The following is a 15,660-nucleotide window of genomic DNA, read 5'->3' on the forward strand; positions in this document are numbered from 1 at the left end:
TTAGCGGCGTGGCCGATCACGCGAAGTCGGCTGACCCCGCGGTGCAGGCGCAACTCGACCGGTTGTGGGCGTTGTCGCCCGGCGCGGATGTGCTGGGGCTTGGGCGGATCACGCAATTGCTGGCGCGGGTCGGCGATCCGCATCTGCGCCTGCCGCCGGTGTTCCATGTTGCGGGGACGAACGGCAAGGGATCGACCTGCGCCTTCTTGCGCGCGAGTATCGAAGCGGCGGGGCTGACGGCCCACGTCTATTCCAGCCCGCATCTTGTCCGCTTCAATGAGCGAATCCGGCTGGCGGGAAAGCTGATCGACGACGCTACGCTCGCGGTGTTGCTGGCCGAGGTGCTCGACGCGGGCGGCGATATCGGGGCGAGTTTTTTCGAGGTGACGACCGCCGCGGCGTTCCTGGCGTTTGCGCGGACGCCCGCGGATGCGTGTATCGTCGAGGTCGGGCTTGGCGGTCGGCTCGATGCGACGAACATCATCCCGAACCCCGCGGTAACCGGCATCGCCAGCCTCGGAATCGACCATGAAGGTTTCCTGCTCGCCCCCGAAGCGGGCACGCCCGACGACCCGATCGTGCGGATCGGATTCGAGAAGGCGGGGATTGCCAAGTCCGGCGTTCCGCTCGTCACGCAAACCTATCCAACTCCGGTTGCGGAGGAGATCGCCGCGGTTGCTGAGCGGACCGGCGCAACGCTGATCGCGCGCGACCACGCATGGCGCGCAGCGATCGAGCAGGAACGGTTGCGGTACGACGATCGTGCCGGCGCGCTAGACCTGCCGCTCCCTGCGTTGGCGGGATCGCATCAGGCTGACAATGCCGCGCTGGCGGTCGCGATGTTGCGGCATCAAACGGCGATCAGTGTCTCGACCAACGCGATGGCTGAGGGCATCCGCACCGCGCATTGGCCTGCCCGGCTCCAGCGGCTTTCCCCCGGTCCGATCGTATTGAGCGACGCGCCAGTGTGGCTCGACGGCGGGCACAATCCCGACGCTGGCCACCGCATCGCGCAGCATTTCGCGGGCAGTGGCGCGCCGCTGCACCTCGTCATCGGGATGCTGGCCAACAAAGATCCCGAGGCGATCATCGGGCCGCTGGCGATGGCGCTCGGTCCGCGCCTCAGATCAATCCGGGCAGTCCCGGTGCCGTCGCACGGCTGCCAATCGGCCGATGCGTTTGCGGCGGTCGCAGCCCGGCATGGCATCGCTTTTGCCGCCTTTCCGGATGTTTCCGCGGCGCTCCGTAGCGTGAAAGAGACGGTGCTGATCGCGGGGTCGCTGTACCTCGCCGGTGAAGTGCTCCGCCTGAACGACGAGATACCGGACTGACATTTATTGATATTGACTTGCAATAACGGACACGCGACGTTGACGGCGACACCCAAGGAGTCGCGTTCGATGACCGAAGCCACCACCGTTTTGCAGGCCTTGCCCCACGCGCTCCCGACCTGCGGCAATGCGCGGATCGCGCTGTTCGCGATGCGACGGATGGGCGCGCACGGGCTGGGCGATGCGCGCGCCTCGCACACGATGTTCACTGCGTTCGGCGAGGATTTCCGCCGCCCGCTGGTCCTGATGCGCGCGTTGATGGCCGACTTGGCTAGCGCCTCGGCGGGTCAGATCGCGATCGCGCACTGCTGCTGCGCGCGGATGACGCCGGCCGAATTCGCGCTGGTCACGATCCTCGCGCGGGTCGAAACCGCGCCGGAGACCGCGCGGTTCCTGATGGCCGACCTGCTCGGCATCCGTCGCGTGGACGGTGTGCTGGCCAGCGCCGCGGCCGTCGCTGCCGCGTTTGCGGATGCAGGGCGGCCGGTGACGCGTTAGGCCTCCGCTCGCGCGTCCCCCTCGCCTTCCGTCCCCGCCGACCCGATCGATTGATCGATCAGTCCGCTGCGGCTCATCCACCAGAACAACGCGACTCCGGGCAGCGCGAGCAGCGTGGTCAGCAAGTAGAAATCGACGTACCCCATCCATTCGATCAGCGCGCCCGCGGTCGTGCCGGTCGCGACGCGCCCGACGATGCTGGCGGCGGCCGAGATCAGCGCGAATTGCGCCGCGGTGAAGCGCAGGTCGCATAGCGCGGAGAAATACGCGATCACGACCACGCCGCCGAACCCGCTCGCGGCATTCTCGAACCCGATCGCCGCCGCCATGCCGAGGTTCGAATGGCCCGCCGCGGCGAGCAACGCGAACGACAGGTTCGAGACCGCCATCAGCACCAGCGCCAGCAGCACCGATTTCTTCATCCCCATCCGCGCGTACAACACGCCGCCAATGAATATGCCGACCAGATAGGCCGCAAAGCCGATGCCGACGTCGTAAAACGCGATCTCGTCGCCAGTGAATCCCAGGTCGTCGAACAATAGCCGAAACGTCAGGTTGGCCAGCGTGTCGCCGACCTTGTGGACCAGGATGAACAGCAGGACCAACAGCGCACCTTTCCGCGCGAAGAATTGCACGAACGGCCGCCACACCGCCTCGACCGCCGCCGACAGTCCCTTGCGCTCGGTGGGCTCGCGCCGCCGCTCGGGCTCTCCGACCACCAGCCCCGCGATCATCGCCGGGAGCGCGAACGATGCGCACACCATGTACGCGAGCTCCCACCCCCCGCGCGTGGCGATCACCAGCGCCAGCGCGCCAGCGCCAGCCGATCCGATCCGCCAGCCGTACTGGCTCATCCCCGAACCGACACCCAATTGGCGCGGCTCGAGGATTTCGATTCGGTACGCATCAATGACGATGTCGAACGTCGCCCCCGCGACGCCGACCAGGATCGCCGCGGTCGCGGTCGCGAAGATGTCCGCCGCTGGATCGACCAGCGCCAGATTCCACACCGCCGCGATCACCAGCAGGCCCGTGACGATCAGCCACGAGACGCGTTGTCCCAGCCGCCCGATGATCGGCAGCCGCACGCCGTCGACGATCCACGCCCACAGGAATTTCAGATTGTACACGAGGAACGCCAGGCTGAACGCGGTGACCGTCTTCTTGTCGATGCCGTCCTGCGCCAGCCGTGTCGTCAGCGTCGCGCCGATCATCGCATAGGGAAAACCCGAGGACACGCCCAACGCCAGCGCGGCCAGCGGCGCGCGTTCCAGATACGGGCGAACGCCATCCCACCACGTCCGCTCACCCGCCACCGATGCCATCCGCACTTGCCCCTAACCCACAAAGTGGAGACACTAGCGGCAGAACACGGAGAGGAAAGCCATGAACGCGCCCGTCCTGAATCTTGGCGCTCGCCTTGAACCCACGTCCGGGCAACTCGCGCTCGCCTCGTTGCTAGCGGACGGCGGGTCGAAGCGGCAGGCGGGGATCACCCACGTCGACGCGTCGGCCTATACCGATCCGGCGCGGCATGCCGCCGAACAGGCGCGGATCTTCACCAAGGCGCCTTTGGTGATCGCCCCGTCCGCACTGCTACCCGAGCCCAACATGGCGGTGCCGCACGACGGTTTCGGCAAACCGCTGCTGATCGCGCGCGACAAGACCGGCACGGCGCACGTCTTCCTGAACGTCTGCCAGCATCGTGGGACGCGGCTGGTCGAAGGGAGCGAGGCGGTTTGCGCGCCGCGGCTGGTGTGTCCGTACCACGCGTGGAGTTATGCGCTCGACGGAAAGCTGGTCGGCCTGCCGCGGACCGACGCCTTTCCGGGCCTCGACAAGGCCGATTTTGGGCTGAAACGGCTGCCGACGCGCGAGGCGGGCGGCCTGATCTGGTTCAGTTTCGACGAGGCCGCGGATTTCGCCGAGGCCGACGCGCTCGGCCACGATTTCGACGCCTTCGGCCTGTACGGGCTGCACCTGTTCAAGCGGCATACGCATGATGTTCCCGCGAACTGGAAGCTGATCATGGACGCGTTCCTGGAGAGCTATCATGTCCTGCGGCTTCATTCGGAGACGATCGGCCCGTTCTTCAAGGACGGCGTGTCGACCGGCGACATGATCGGCCCGCATCAGCGCAGCGCGGTGGGACGCGATGTCGATGAGGCGGCGGTTCGCGCCGCCGATTGGCCGACGCTGCGCCGGGCGATCACCTACACCTATCAGATGTTTCCCGGCACCGTGCTGATCGTCAGCCCCGATTACGTGAATTTGATGGTGCTGATGCCGCAGGCGCACGACCGCGTATTGGTCGAGGATTTCATGCTGATCCCCGAACCGCCAGCGACCGACAAGGCGCTGCATCATTGGGAAAAAAGCTGGAACCTGCTCGACGGCGGCGTCTTCGGGTCGGAGGATTTCCGCGCCGCGGCGTTGGGGCAGCAGGGGCTGTCGTCAGGGGCGATCGACCGAATCACGCTGGGGACGCTGGAGGCGGGCATCCGCAACTTCCATGACCAGGTGGAAGCGCGGCTTTAGGATGTAACCCGTTCGCCCTGAGCGAAGTCGAAGCAAATGAGCGCCATGCCCTTCGACTTCGGTCAGGGCGAATGGGATATTGTCAGCCCGGCGAAACCCGCTCGAACAGACGGAACCCGGTCGGCAACCGCCGGGGAGATTTACCCTCCAGCGTCGCTTCGATCGCGTTGATCGCGCCGAGCAGACCGCGCGGGGTATAGGGTTTCGCCAGATGCCCCGTCCCGACCGACTCTGCCTCTACCGGGCAATCACCGGATGCGAAGATGACCGGGATCGCGCGACCCTGCGCGGCGCGCGCCACGTCCACGCCGCTGCCGTCGGCTAGCCGTACGTCGACCAGCACCAGATGGATATCCGCCACATCCCCGATCACCGCGACCGCATCGGCCACGCAATCGACCGTCGCGACGATCTCGTAATCCTGTTCGCGCAGCAGGTGTTCGGTGTCGAACGCGATCAGCGGCTCGTCCTCGACGAGCAACAGCCGCACGATCCGGCGCTTCTTCTTTCCGAACAACATCGAACTCTAGTTTCCCCGCGACAAGGGTCGTTACACCCGTGGTCCTTAACGCGCGTCGGCGGCTTCGGACGCAAATAAAATGACGGCGGACCCGCAACGGATGTATCAGCCGCGCCATGCCGACCGACAAACCAGACCAACGCCCCGAAGCCAAAGGCGGCGAACGTATCGCCAAGCTGCTCGCCCGCGCCGGAATCGCCTCCCGCCGCGAGGTGGAACGGATGATCCAGGAAGGGCGGATCGCGCGCGACGGGGTGCCGCTGGACACGCCCGCAACCGTGCTGACCTCCCTTCGCGGCATCACGGTGGACGGCGAACCCGTCGCCGCGCCCGAACCCGCGCGGCTGTTCCTGTTCCACAAGCCCACAGGCACGCTGACCGCCGAGCGCGATTTCTCCGGGCGTCCGACGATCTACGACAAATTGCCGAAGGATCTGCCGCGGCTGGTGCCGGTGGGGCGGCTCGACCTGAATACGGAGGGGCTGTTGCTGATGACCACCGACGGCGGGCTGAAGCGGCAACTGGAACTGCCCGCGACCGGCGTCGAGCGCGCCTATCGCGCGCGGGCATACGGTCAGGTCACGCAGACGCAGCTCGAAGATCTGATGGAGGGCGTGGAGATCGAGGGCGTCCGCTACGGCTCGATCGACGCCAACCTCGAACGCCGCACGGGTGCGAACGTGTGGATCGAAATGGTGCTGACCGAGGGCAAGAACCGCGAAGTCCGCAACGTGCTGGAATATCTCGGGCTGCGCGTCAGCCGCCTGATCCGCACGCGCTATGGCCCGTTCGTGCTGGGTGACCTGCCGCCTGGCGCGATCGGCGAGGTCGCCCAGAACGATCTGATCGCGTTCCGTCAGACGCTTGGCGTGAAGCGCGGGATCGATCCGATGATGCCGATTTCCGTCAGCGGAACCGGCGCGCGGGCCGCGCCCCGACCACGCGCAGCGCCGACCGGCGATCGCGCGCCTTATGATCCGGCCGCACGGAAGGATGCGCGTCCCGCGCGACCACAGCGGCCCGCGGGACCGGGTCCGGATCGCGCGGCCAGGCCGGTGGGCGAAGGCGGCCGCTCCGCCCGTCAGCCGGTGCGGACCAGTCGCGCTGAGAAGGAGGCCGTCCGCGTCCCCCGGCCACCCCGCGCGCCGGCTGCCCGCGACGCAGCGCCAGAACCCGACGTCACGCTCGCCCCCCGTCCCGCGAAAATCGAACGCAAGGCCGGTTGGGCAAAACCCAAGCCCAAGGGTCGCGACAAGGGTAAACGCAAGTGAGGATCATCGCCGGGCAATGGCGCGGCCGCGCGATCGTCGCGCCGAAGGGAGAAGCCACGCGCCCGACCGCAGACCGCACGCGCGAGGCGTTGTTCTCGATGCTCGCCAGCCGTCTCGGCAGTTTCGACGATCTGGCGGTCGCCGACCTGTTCGCGGGATCGGGCGCGCTCGGGCTGGAGGCGTTGTCGCGCGGCGCCAAGACCTGCCTGTTCGTCGAACACGACAAGCCCGCGCTCGATTCGCTCCGCGCCAACGCGGCCAAATTCGGCGTCCGGCCCGACATCCGCGCCGCGTCGGTCATGACGCTCGGCCCCGCGCCCGCCCCCCTCGACCTGATCATGATGGACCCGCCCTATGGCACCGGCGCGGGTGTGGTGGCGCTGGAACGGCTCGCGCGCCTCGGCTGGACCGGGCCTGCGACCTGGATCAGCATCGAAAGCAGCAAGCCGGAGGAGATCGCGGTAGCGGGCTTCACCGTCGACGCGACGCGCGTCCACGGCAAGGCGCGGCTCACATTGCTGCGGGAGGGGCTACGGGCGAACTGATCGGCGCTGCGTCCCTGCGCGGGCGCAGCATGAACAGCGCGATCAGGCTCATCGTCGACATCGCCGCCAGATAGAGCCCGACCAGCATCAGCCCGCCGCGCGTGGCGAGCGCCTGCGCCGCGACCGGCGTCAGCCCGCCGCCGATGATCCCCGCCATGTTGAACGCCAGGCTCACGCCCGTGTAGCGCACGCGCGCCGGGAACAGCGACGGCAGCCACGCGCCGAGCGGGCCGTAAACGAACCCCATCACCAGCAATGCGAACGACAGGCTGGCGAAGATGATCGCCAGCGATCCCGATCCCAGCCCCGGCGCGAGCAACAACCCCGCGACGATCGCCCCGACGCAGCCCCAGGTCAGCACATGCGCTGGCGAGGTCCGGTCCGCCCACACCCCCGACAGCGCGATGCCTACGCCCATGAACAGGATCGCGCCCAGCTGCAGCGCCAGGAACACCTGACGGTCGATCCCCAGCGTCGTCGTCGCATACCCCAGCGCAAAGGCCGTCGCGAGATAATAGACCGCGAAACACGCAACCGCCCCGAACGTCCCGCCCAGCGCGACGCGCCAATGACCGCGCAGCAATTCGCCCATCGGCACCGCGGGCGGCGGGCCTTCCTCGATCATCCGCGCGAACGCCGGCGTCTCCGCGACTTTCAGCCGCACCCACAACCCCAGCCCGACCAGCACAATCGACAACAGGAACGGCAATCGCCAGCCCCAGGCGAGGAAATCCTCCTGCGTCATCAGCGCGCCGAGCAACAGGAAAAGCCCGTTCGCCGCGATGAACCCCAGCGGCGCGCCAAGCTGCGGCACCATCCCGAACCGCCCGCGCCATCCCGGCGGCGCATTCTCCACCGCCAGCAACGCCGCCCCGCCCCACTCGCCGCCCAGCCCGAAGCCCTGCCCAAAACGCAGCATGCACAGCAGCAACGGCGCCCAATACCCCGCGGTCTGGTATGTCGGCAGGAACGCAATCGCGAGCGTCGATCCGCCCATCAGCATCAGCGACGCGACCAGAGTCGACTTGCGCCCGATCCGATCGCCGTAATGGCCGAACACCCACGCCCCCACCGGCCGCGCGATGAAAGCCACCGCGAGGCTCGCATAGGCCGCGAGCAATTGCGCCGACGCGCTGGTTGCGGGGAAGAACAACGGCCCGAACACCAGCGCCGCGGCGGTCGCATAGATATAGAAATCGTAGAATTCGACCGTCGTGCCGACTAGGCTGGCGATCAGGATGCGGCGGTTGGATGTGGGCGCGGTCATGCCCGATCCATCTCCGCTGACCGCGCGCAGGTCAATATTTCACGCGCGATACGAAAATTGGACGAAAGCGACACAATCGCGACACATCTCGGCTTTAGCAAAGGTCCGTCGGCGGTCTTCCCCTGGGCCCCGACCGGCCGGGTCGAATCCCCCCTCGCCCGGTCATTCCCTGAACTACGGGGCGGTCCAGCCGGGCCGCCCCTTTTTTTGCTCAGAGCCCGCCCGCTCTCACAAGCGTCAGCAGCAGCCAATAAAGCGCGCCCGACAGCGCCATCGCGACCGGCAAGGTCAGCAACCACGCCGCCGCCAGGTTCAGCACGGTACGCCGCTGCAGACCCATCCCGCTCGCGACCGATGCGCCGGCGACGCCCGACGACAGGATATGCGTCGTCGACACCGGCAACCCGAACCGGTCCGCCATCAGGATTGTCCCCGCCGCGACCAGTTCGGCCGACGCGCCCATGCCGTACGTCATGTGCTGCTTGCCGATCTTCTCGCCGACCGTGACGACGATCCGTTTCCAGCCGATCATCGTGCCGAGGCCGAGAGCGATGGCCACCGCGACCTTTACCCACAAAGGAATGAAGCGGGTTCCTGCCTCAAGGCGCCCCTGGTAGTCCTTCAGCGCCGTCAGGTCCGTCTTGGCGAAGCGCGGTGGTTCGGCCTTCACGATCAACCGGGTCGCGTCGAGCACCAGATACATGTCGTTGCGGATGTTCGGCGTCGCCTCGGCCGGAACCTTGCTCAGCGAACCATAGCCGTCGACCTGCGTCGCCAGATTGCGCGAAACCGCGACGATCGCGCCATACGCCTGCGGCGTGTTCGGTTCGCGGCGCTCCAGCGCGCGGGTCAGCACGGCCCGGGCCTGCTCCGGCGCGATCGTGACCGCGCCCTTGTCCACCAGCGTCGCCGCCGCGGCGTTCGCGCTGGCGACGAAGGCGGGCGTCTCACTCGCGGGCAACGTCCGGTTTAGCGCATAAGCGGTGGGCGCACAGCCGATCAGGATGAGCATGATCAGCCCCATCCCCTTCTGCCCGTCGTTGCTGCCGTGGCTGAACGACACCGCGGTACAGGTGAAGATCAACAGCGCGCGGATGCCCTTCGTCGGCGGCGCGTCGCTCTCCGGCGCCTTGAATAATTTCGGGTTACGCAGCACCGCCTTCATGACCAGCAACAGCAGCAACGCCGCAAAGAAACCGATCAGCGGCGCCATCCACAGCCCGGTCAGCACCTTTGTCGCCTGGCTCCAGTCGACGCCCGACGTGCCCCCGGTCGCACCGGACGACAGCAGCTGATTGGCGAAACCGACGCCCAGCACCGATCCGATCAGCGTGTGGCTCGAACTATTCGGCAGCCCGACATACCACGTCGCCAAGTTCCAGATCACCGCCGCCAGCAGCAGCGCAAAGATCATCGCGAACCCCGCGCCCGACCCGACGTTCACGATCAGTTCGACCGGCAGCAAGGTAATGATCGCATAGGCGACCGCGCCGCTCGACAGCATCACGCCCAGGAAATTGAAGAATCCCGACCACACGACCGCCAGATGCGCGGGCATCGCATTGGTGTAGATGACGGTCGCGACCGCATTGGCGGTATCGTGAAACCCGTTCACGAATTCGAAGCCCAGCGCGATCAGCAGCGCGAGGCCAAGGAACGCGAAGACCCCGAACGCCAGTTCCTCACCGACCTGCGCGGTATCCGCGACGACGCTGACGCCGGCATAGACCAGCACGCCAGCCATCAATATGAAAAACGCCCAGCGCGCAGCCGGATGATGCGGCCGATCGAGCCGCGGACCGGACGCGCGCGAGACCGACTCGTCGGCGGTCAGAACACTGCTTGCCATGATGCGATCGCCTTCGCGCGCTTCCATGACGGTTTGATGACAATACCTCAGAGTGGTTTCGGTACCGCCGCTCTGAACCGCCGACGAAGTCAGACGCTCGTTTGCTAACGATATGAGTTTCTGTCAGAAACTTCTAATGCAACGACGCGGTCTGCTCTTGTCGATGGTCTTCTTGATGATGTTGGGTGGTGCCGCGCAGGTTCAGCCGCCTCCGACGTTGACCCAACCGCCGACGCCAGACGTCGTAGTTCGGGCACGAACCGAACAGGCCGTCGATCGTTTTGTCGCCGCGCTGACTCAAGCCGAACGCGGGCGGCAGATCGCACGCTGGAACAATCACGTGTGTCCGCGGGTGATCGGATTGCCGACCGCGGATGCGGCATTTATTGAAAAACGAATTGCCGAAATCGCCCGATCAGTCGGTACGCCGGTCGCGCGAGGCCGGTGCGCGGCCAATATCGTTGTAGTGGCGACTGATGACGCCGATGGCTTTGCGACCAGCCTCATCAGACGTCACCCGAAACTGTTCCGCGATCCGCGCTCCGGTCCCGCAACGCGCATAGATACCGATCGGCTGCGACAACCTCGTCCGGTAAGGTGGATTTCGGCGAGTCGGATGGGTAACAGCGACTATCAATCGGCGTCGCGCTTGACGAAAACATCGGTGGAAAGCGCGATCCTATCACTCGAAATCGTCGACACGAAGCGACTGGACCGGATCACTTGGCGTCAACTTGCCGACTATCTGGCGCTGGTGGCGTTTGCTCAGCCGAAGATCGACGGCGATTTCGGAAAAGACACGATCCTTTCTATCTTCGCAACCCGCGACCGCGGCGAACGCGGACCGCCGCGCCTGACGGACCAAGACAACAGCTTTCTCCAGGCGCTCTATCGCAGCAAGAATGCGGTTGACGCCGAAGTGCAGCGTTCTTCGATCCGCGGCCAGATGAAGCGTGACGAATCGAAAGATTGATGAATGCGTTGCCGTCGTGTTTGGGCAAGAGCCCAATCCCGCAAATTTAATTCGAGCAATTCGGCGTTTCTATTTGGTCTATTTGGCAATAGCCCTCGCGGCTCGATTAGCATTTGACCAGCCGGATCACCCCATCAGAGCCGCCGCCATCAGCGGCACCACCGCGTTCAGCGCCTTCATCGGGCGGATCATCACCTTGAAATTGATGATCCGGCCGTCGTCGCCCCAATGCACGATGTCGACGCCGTTGACCTTGATCGCGCCAGCGATTTCGCATTCGAATTCGAGCACCGCCGACGCCTCTGCCCGCCACTCGCCGATATAGCGAAAGCTCGCCCCGCCCAGCACGTCGGCCGCCGCGGTCAGTTATTTCAGCGTCACCGCTTTCCCGACCTGCGGCGTGTGCACCGCGGGCGACTGGAACACGCAATCGTCCGCGATCAGCGCCTCCAGCGCGGCGGGCGTCGGCGCGCGCATATAGGCGTGCCACGCCGCGACTGGGTCGGGCATCAATCCATGCCCGGATAGGTCTGGAACTCCGGCAACTCGGTCATGCCCTTCGCCCACGACACGCGATCCTTGACCATGATCTGCGCGCCCGGTGGATTGCCCTCCATGTCGTCCAGCGTGCCCGACTGGATGTCGACGATCCCCGGCAGGAATTGCGGATTGCGATAGAACAGCCCGGTCCCGCATTTCGCGCAGAAATCACGGGCACCGTGTTCGGACGAATGATAGGTCGCGGGTTCGCCGGTGACCGTCACCTGATCCTCCTTCCACGCGATCCACCCGACCATCGGTGCGCCCGACCACGACCGGCAATCGCCGCAATGACACAAGGCATGATGCTCGGGCGCACCCTCCGCCGAGTAGGAAATTGCGCCGCAATGACATTTTCCGGTGGTCGCCATGTCGAGTCTCTCCCGTTCGTTTCTCCTTTGTTCTCACAAAAATCGTTCGCTCGCAAGCGACCCTGCAAAAGTCGCCCAGCTTTCACGGCAAGCGGCGGGGTGCGTCCACCACCGCACTAGGCTACGTCGTAGTCATGAGTAAGTTCCAAGCCCCGGCCCAACGCCGCATGGACGCCGTCGACTGGACCAATCTCGCGATATTGTCGGTCATGTGGGGGTGCGCCTTCTTCTTCCTCGCGATCCAACTTCGCGAACTGCCGCCGTTCACCATCGTGCTGCTCCGCGTCGGACTGGCCGCGCTGCTGCTGCTCGGTTGGGCGGCGGTGACGCGAATGAGCCTCCCCGGACCGAAGCTGTGGCCCGCGTTTCTGGTGCTGGCGTTGCTCAACAACGTGGTTCCTTTCGCGCTCTATGGTTTTGCGCAACAGCATATCGCGAGTGCGCTCGCCGGAATCCTGAACGCGACGACGCCTTTATGGGGCGTGCTCGTCGCGCATTTGTTCACCCGCGACGAGCGTGCGACGTCGGCTAAGATCGTCGGCGTATTGCTCGGCTTCGCGGGCGTCGTGACGATGATCGGCGGCGACGCGCTCGGCAGGCTCGGCGGTAATACGCTAGCGCAGGCCGCGTGCCTCGCCGCGACCTTGAGCTACGCCTTCGCCGCGGTCTGGTCGCGGCGGTTCGCGGCGGCGGGGGTCAAACCGCTGAGCGTAGCGACGGGCCAGCTCACCGCCGCCGCGATCGTGATGATCCCGCTCGCCGCGATCGTCGATCGGCCGTGGACGATGGCGATGCCCGGCCCGGCGGTGTGGGGCGCGGTCGCCGGCATGGTGCTGGTCTCGACCGTATTCGCCTATGTCCTCTATTTCCGGCTGGTCGAGCGGGCGGGCGCGAGCAATTCGTTGCTGGTGACCTTCACGATCCCCGTCGTCGCCATCCTGTTGGGGGTCGCCGTGCTGGGCGAAACGCTGATGGCCAAGCATTTTATCGGCATGGCGCTGATCGCGCTGGGCCTCGCAGCGATCGACGGGCGGCCGTGGGCGCGGCTCAGGGGCGGGGACCGGGTCGCCTAACGCGGTTGCCCTGACGGCCCACGTTCCCTACCTGTTCGATGGTGACCGACACCGCTCAAACTCTGCAAGACCCGCCCTACCTCCGCGGCCTCAACCCGCCGCAGCGCGAGGCGGTGCTGATCACCGACGGCCCGGTCCTTGTCCTCGCCGGCGCGGGCACGGGCAAGACCGCCGCGCTCACCGCACGCCTCGCGCACCTGCTCTACACGCGTAAGGCGTACCCGAGCGAAATCCTGAGCGTCACCTTCACCAACAAGGCCGCGCGCGAGATGCGCGAACGCGTCGGGCGGCTGGTGGGCGACATGGTGGAGGGGATGCCCTGGCTCGGCACCTTCCACGCGATCGGCGCGAAGATGCTCAGGCGCCATGCCGAACTGGTCGGGCTGCAATCGAACTTCACGATTCTCGATACCGACGACCAGTTGCGCCTGATGAAGCAGCTGATCTCGGCCGCCGACATCGACGAGAAGCGCTTTCCCGCAAAATCGCTCGGCGGGCTGATCGACGAATGGAAGAACAAGGGCCTGACCCCGCGCGAGATCGATGCGGGGGAGAGCGAACGCTACGCGAACGGCCGCGGCGGGGAATTGTACGAACAATATCAGGCGCGGTTGCGGGCGGTGAACGCCTGCGATTTCAGCGACCTGTTGCTCCACGTCCTGACGATCCTGAAGACCGACCGCGACGTGCTCGCCGATTACCAGCGCCGTTTCCGCTACATCATGGTCGACGAATATCAGGACACCAATTCGGTCCAGTATCTATGGCTCCGCCTGCTCGCGCAGGAACGCCGCAATCTGTGCTGCGTCGGCGACGACGACCAGTCGATCTATTCGTGGCGCGGCGCGCAGGTCGAGAATATCCTGAAGTTCGAAAAGGATTTTCCGGGCGCGAAGGTCATCCGGCTCGAACAGAATTACCGCTCCACCCCGCACATCCTGGGCGCGGCGGGCGGCGTGATCGCGAAGAACAGCGGCCGGCTCGGCAAGCAATTGTGGACCGAACTGGACGCGGGCGAAAAGGTCCGCGTCATCGGCGTATGGGACGGCCCCGAGGAAGCCCGCCGCGTCGGTGACGAAATCGAGAGCGCGAGAACGTCCGGCACCAGCCTGGACGACATCGCGATCCTCGTCCGCGCGCAGCACCAGACGCGCGAGTTCGAGGACCGCTTCATCGCCACCGGCGTGCCGTACAAGATCGTCGGCGGCTTCCGCTTCTACGAACGCGCCGAAATCCGCGATGCGCTGGCCTATCTGCGCGTCGTCAATCAGCCCGCCGACGACCTCGCCTTCGAACGCATCGTCAACGTGCCGAAACGCGGGCTGGGCGACAAGGCTGTGGCGAAGGTCCATCAGCTCGCCCGCGCCGAAAGCCTGTCGCTGACCACCGCCGCCGCGCGCATCCTCGACACCGACGAACTCACCCCGCAGGCGCGCCGCGCGCTCGGCAACCTCGTCGGCGACATCGCACGCTGGCGTCAGATGGCGACCGAACTGCCGCACCCCGAACTCGCCCGGCAGATGCTCGACGAAAGCGGCTATACCGCGATGTACCAGGCCGAGAAATCGGTCGAGGCGGCAGGAAGGCTGGAAAACCTGTCCGAACTCGTCCGCGCGATGGAGGAATATGAGAACCTCGGCGCGTTCCTCGAACACGTCAGCCTCGTGATGGAGAACGAAGGCGCGCGCGACGATCCGAAGGTCACGATCATGACCATCCACGGTGCGAAGGGGCTCGAATTCGACACCGTGTTCCTGGTCGGCTGGGAGGAAGGGCTGTTCCCCTCACAACGCGCGATCGACGAAGGCGGCGCGCGGAGCCTCGAGGAGGAACGCCGCCTCGCCTATGTCGCGATCACCCGCGCCCGCCGCCGCGCCACGATCCTCCACGCCGCGAACCGTCGCATCTACGGCCAATGGACGTCGAGCATCCCGTCACGCTTCGTCGGCGAATTGCCCGCCGACCATATCGACAGCGAGACGACGATGTCGGGCGGCGAGAGCCTGTGGCGCGCCAACTGGTCCGAACGCGCCGACCCGTTCGCCGACGTGGCGCGCGGCGCGGGCCGCGGCCCCGGCTGGCAACGCGCGGCTGGCGTCGATCTCAAATCGCCCGGCGGCGGCTACACCCCCCGCACCTTCACCCGCGAACCTGCCCGCGTCGTCGAAAGCCGCGCGAGCGCGATCAGCCTCGGCAACAAGGGCCGCGGTGATCTGTCGGTCGGCATGCGCGTGTTCCACCAGAAGTTCGGCTACGGCGACATCGCCGAGATCGAAGGCAACAAGCTGGAAATTGACTTCGAGAAAGCCGGGCGGAAGCGCGTGATGGACTCGTTTGTGACGGTTGAGTGAGGACTATTCATTCTTCTACGACGGGGCTCGGTCGAGAAGGAAGTCCCAACCTATGAGCTTTTCCAATAATGGCATTGCGCGAGACGCCGCCAAGCGTTTCAGCAATTTCCGATGCTGTTCGCCCTGCCTTCCAGAGTTCTTTGAGTGTGTCGAGTTGCTCGTCAGTCCAACCCGATATTGCAGCGTTTTCTGATACCGCGCGACCAATAGATTGATCGTCGAATTTGATACTGACGGACCGATCGTTCTCCCCATCCTCTGAGCCAATCGGTATGATAATCGGACCAAAGCTTTCGGAGTCCGATACTCCATCTAAAACAGCTACCCGCGTATCTCGATCAAGTTGAGCGAAGTCTTTCCACTGAACATAGAATTCCATAAAACGACGATCAGGCACCCGAACGCGCAAACGTGACCCATCATCCTTAATCAGCATCGTCCGCGATGAAATGCCACCGGATGTGCTCATCGGGCGCATCCCCAGAATTCCAAAATTCTTCAATAACGACTCAAAATCACCCGAATAATCGACA

The 15,660-nt window shown here is 65.6% G+C and carries 15 protein-coding genes and 1 pseudogene; 8 read left to right on the top strand and 8 right to left on the bottom strand.

Going from position 1 to position 15,660, the window contains the following annotated elements:
• The first annotated feature begins 8 nt into the window (after positions 1-8).
• Together M0208_RS01765 and M0208_RS01770 are read left to right on the top strand one after the other, a co-directional pair.
• Positions 9-1,331, top strand: coding sequence for a folylpolyglutamate synthase/dihydrofolate synthase family protein (locus M0208_RS01765; RefSeq protein ID WP_258890027.1), 1,323 nt, complete (start codon positions 9-11; stop codon positions 1,329-1,331).
• A 69-nt stretch (positions 1,332-1,400) separates the two neighbouring features.
• Positions 1,401-1,829 carry a DUF6628 family protein gene (locus M0208_RS01770; RefSeq protein WP_258890028.1) on the top strand — a complete coding sequence of 143 codons (429 nt, stop codon included), beginning with the start codon at positions 1,401-1,403 and terminating at the stop codon, positions 1,827-1,829.
• Here M0208_RS01770 and M0208_RS01775 read toward each other — a convergent pair.
• Positions 1,826-3,154, bottom strand: a complete 1,329-nt coding sequence (locus M0208_RS01775; protein ID WP_258890029.1) for an AmpG family muropeptide MFS transporter — start codon at positions 3,152-3,154, stop codon at positions 1,826-1,828. The two genes, M0208_RS01770 and M0208_RS01775, sit on opposite strands and share 4 nt — an antisense overlap.
• 61 nt (positions 3,155-3,215) lie before the next feature.
• Between M0208_RS01775 and M0208_RS01780 the strand changes: the two genes are divergently transcribed.
• Entirely contained in the window at positions 3,216-4,367 is a 1,152-nt protein-coding gene (locus M0208_RS01780; protein ID WP_258890030.1) for an aromatic ring-hydroxylating dioxygenase subunit alpha, read from the top strand.
• Positions 4,368-4,449: 82 nt separating this feature from the next.
• Here M0208_RS01780 and M0208_RS01785 read toward each other — a convergent pair whose 3' ends face one another.
• A complete protein-coding gene (locus tag M0208_RS01785) occupies positions 4,450-4,887 on the bottom strand; it encodes a response regulator (protein ID WP_258890031.1) in 438 nt (145 codons plus the stop codon).
• A 116-nt stretch (positions 4,888-5,003) separates the two neighbouring features.
• Here M0208_RS01785 and M0208_RS01790 point away from each other — a divergent pair, with 116 nt between their 5' ends.
• On the top strand, positions 5,004-6,158 hold the full coding sequence (locus M0208_RS01790; protein ID WP_258890032.1) for a pseudouridine synthase: 1,155 nt from the start codon (positions 5,004-5,006) through the stop codon (positions 6,156-6,158).
• Complete coding sequence (rsmD, locus tag M0208_RS01795) at positions 6,155-6,703, top strand: 16S rRNA (guanine(966)-N(2))-methyltransferase RsmD (protein WP_258890033.1); 549 nt, start codon at positions 6,155-6,157, stop codon at positions 6,701-6,703. The genes M0208_RS01790 and rsmD overlap by 4 nt, the downstream gene beginning before the upstream one ends.
• Here rsmD and M0208_RS01800 read toward each other — a convergent pair.
• Entirely contained in the window at positions 6,669-7,970 is a 1,302-nt protein-coding gene (locus M0208_RS01800) for an MFS transporter (RefSeq protein ID WP_258890034.1), read from the bottom strand. The two genes, rsmD and M0208_RS01800, sit on opposite strands and share 35 nt — an antisense overlap.
• A gap of 211 nt (positions 7,971-8,181) precedes the next feature.
• Positions 8,182-9,819 carry an inorganic phosphate transporter gene (locus M0208_RS01805; protein ID WP_258890035.1) on the bottom strand — a complete coding sequence of 546 codons (1,638 nt, stop codon included), beginning with the start codon at positions 9,817-9,819 and terminating at the stop codon, positions 8,182-8,184.
• 163 nt (positions 9,820-9,982) lie between these two features.
• Between M0208_RS01805 and M0208_RS01810 the strand changes: the two genes are divergently transcribed.
• Positions 9,983-10,792 carry a hypothetical protein gene (locus M0208_RS01810; RefSeq protein ID WP_258890036.1) on the top strand — a complete coding sequence of 270 codons (810 nt, stop codon included), beginning with the start codon at positions 9,983-9,985 and terminating at the stop codon, positions 10,790-10,792.
• A 126-nt stretch (positions 10,793-10,918) separates the two neighbouring features.
• Here the strand turns inward: M0208_RS01810 and M0208_RS01815 are convergent, their stop codons facing one another.
• From M0208_RS01815 to M0208_RS01825, 3 genes are read right to left on the bottom strand one after another with little or no spacing between them, the layout of a single operon-like run.
• A complete protein-coding gene (locus M0208_RS01815; protein ID WP_258890037.1) occupies positions 10,919-11,140 on the bottom strand; it encodes a hypothetical protein in 222 nt (73 codons plus the stop codon).
• Positions 11,141-11,158: 18 nt separating this feature from the next.
• Positions 11,159-11,302 (bottom strand): hypothetical protein, encoded by a 144-nt coding sequence (locus M0208_RS01820; protein WP_258890038.1) that lies wholly within the window; start codon positions 11,300-11,302, stop codon positions 11,159-11,161.
• Entirely contained in the window at positions 11,302-11,703 is a 402-nt protein-coding gene (locus tag M0208_RS01825; protein WP_258890039.1) for a GFA family protein, read from the bottom strand. The genes M0208_RS01820 and M0208_RS01825 overlap by 1 nt, the downstream gene beginning before the upstream one ends.
• A gap of 134 nt (positions 11,704-11,837) precedes the next feature.
• Here M0208_RS01825 and M0208_RS01830 point away from each other — a divergent pair, with 134 nt between their 5' ends.
• Together M0208_RS01830 and M0208_RS01835 are read left to right on the top strand one after the other, a co-directional pair.
• Positions 11,838-12,776, top strand: coding sequence for a DMT family transporter (locus M0208_RS01830; RefSeq protein ID WP_258890040.1), 939 nt, complete (start codon positions 11,838-11,840; stop codon positions 12,774-12,776).
• Positions 12,777-12,817: 41 nt separating this feature from the next.
• Positions 12,818-15,127, top strand: a complete 2,310-nt coding sequence (locus tag M0208_RS01835) for an ATP-dependent helicase (RefSeq protein ID WP_408988071.1) — start codon at positions 12,818-12,820, stop codon at positions 15,125-15,127.
• A gap of 19 nt (positions 15,128-15,146) precedes the next feature.
• Here the strand turns inward: M0208_RS01835 and M0208_RS01840 are convergent.
• Positions 15,147-15,305 (bottom strand): annotated as a pseudogene (locus tag M0208_RS01840) (GcrA family cell cycle regulator); the annotation flags it as partial.
• Positions 15,306-15,660: the final 355 nt, after the last annotated feature.

Origin of the sequence: Sphingomonas sp. SUN019 (assembly GCF_024758705.1) — a bacterium.
In the GTDB taxonomy this organism is placed as follows: Bacteria; Pseudomonadota; Alphaproteobacteria; order Sphingomonadales; family Sphingomonadaceae; genus Sphingomonas.

Excerpts from the sequence above, each read along its gene's own strand:
- M0208_RS01770 (WP_258890028.1), top strand. The coding sequence starts at position 1,401 with ATGACCGAAGCCACCACCGTTTTGCAGGCCTTGCCCCACGCGCTCCCG.
- M0208_RS01775 (WP_258890029.1), bottom strand. The coding sequence starts at position 3,154 with ATGGCATCGGTGGCGGGTGAGCGGACGTGGTGGGATGGCGTTCGCCCG.
- M0208_RS01780 (WP_258890030.1), top strand. The coding sequence starts at position 3,216 with ATGAACGCGCCCGTCCTGAATCTTGGCGCTCGCCTTGAACCCACGTCC.
- M0208_RS01785 (WP_258890031.1), bottom strand. The coding sequence starts at position 4,887 with ATGTTGTTCGGAAAGAAGAAGCGCCGGATCGTGCGGCTGTTGCTCGTC.
- M0208_RS01790 (WP_258890032.1), top strand. The coding sequence starts at position 5,004 with ATGCCGACCGACAAACCAGACCAACGCCCCGAAGCCAAAGGCGGCGAA.
- M0208_RS01800 (WP_258890034.1), bottom strand. The coding sequence starts at position 7,970 with ATGACCGCGCCCACATCCAACCGCCGCATCCTGATCGCCAGCCTAGTC.
- M0208_RS01805 (WP_258890035.1), bottom strand. The coding sequence starts at position 9,819 with ATGGCAAGCAGTGTTCTGACCGCCGACGAGTCGGTCTCGCGCGCGTCC.
- M0208_RS01810 (WP_258890036.1), top strand. The coding sequence starts at position 9,983 with ATGGTCTTCTTGATGATGTTGGGTGGTGCCGCGCAGGTTCAGCCGCCT.
- M0208_RS01820 (WP_258890038.1), bottom strand. The coding sequence starts at position 11,302 with ATGCCCGACCCAGTCGCGGCGTGGCACGCCTATATGCGCGCGCCGACG.
- M0208_RS01825 (WP_258890039.1), bottom strand. The coding sequence starts at position 11,703 with ATGGCGACCACCGGAAAATGTCATTGCGGCGCAATTTCCTACTCGGCG.
- M0208_RS01830 (WP_258890040.1), top strand. The coding sequence starts at position 11,838 with ATGAGTAAGTTCCAAGCCCCGGCCCAACGCCGCATGGACGCCGTCGAC.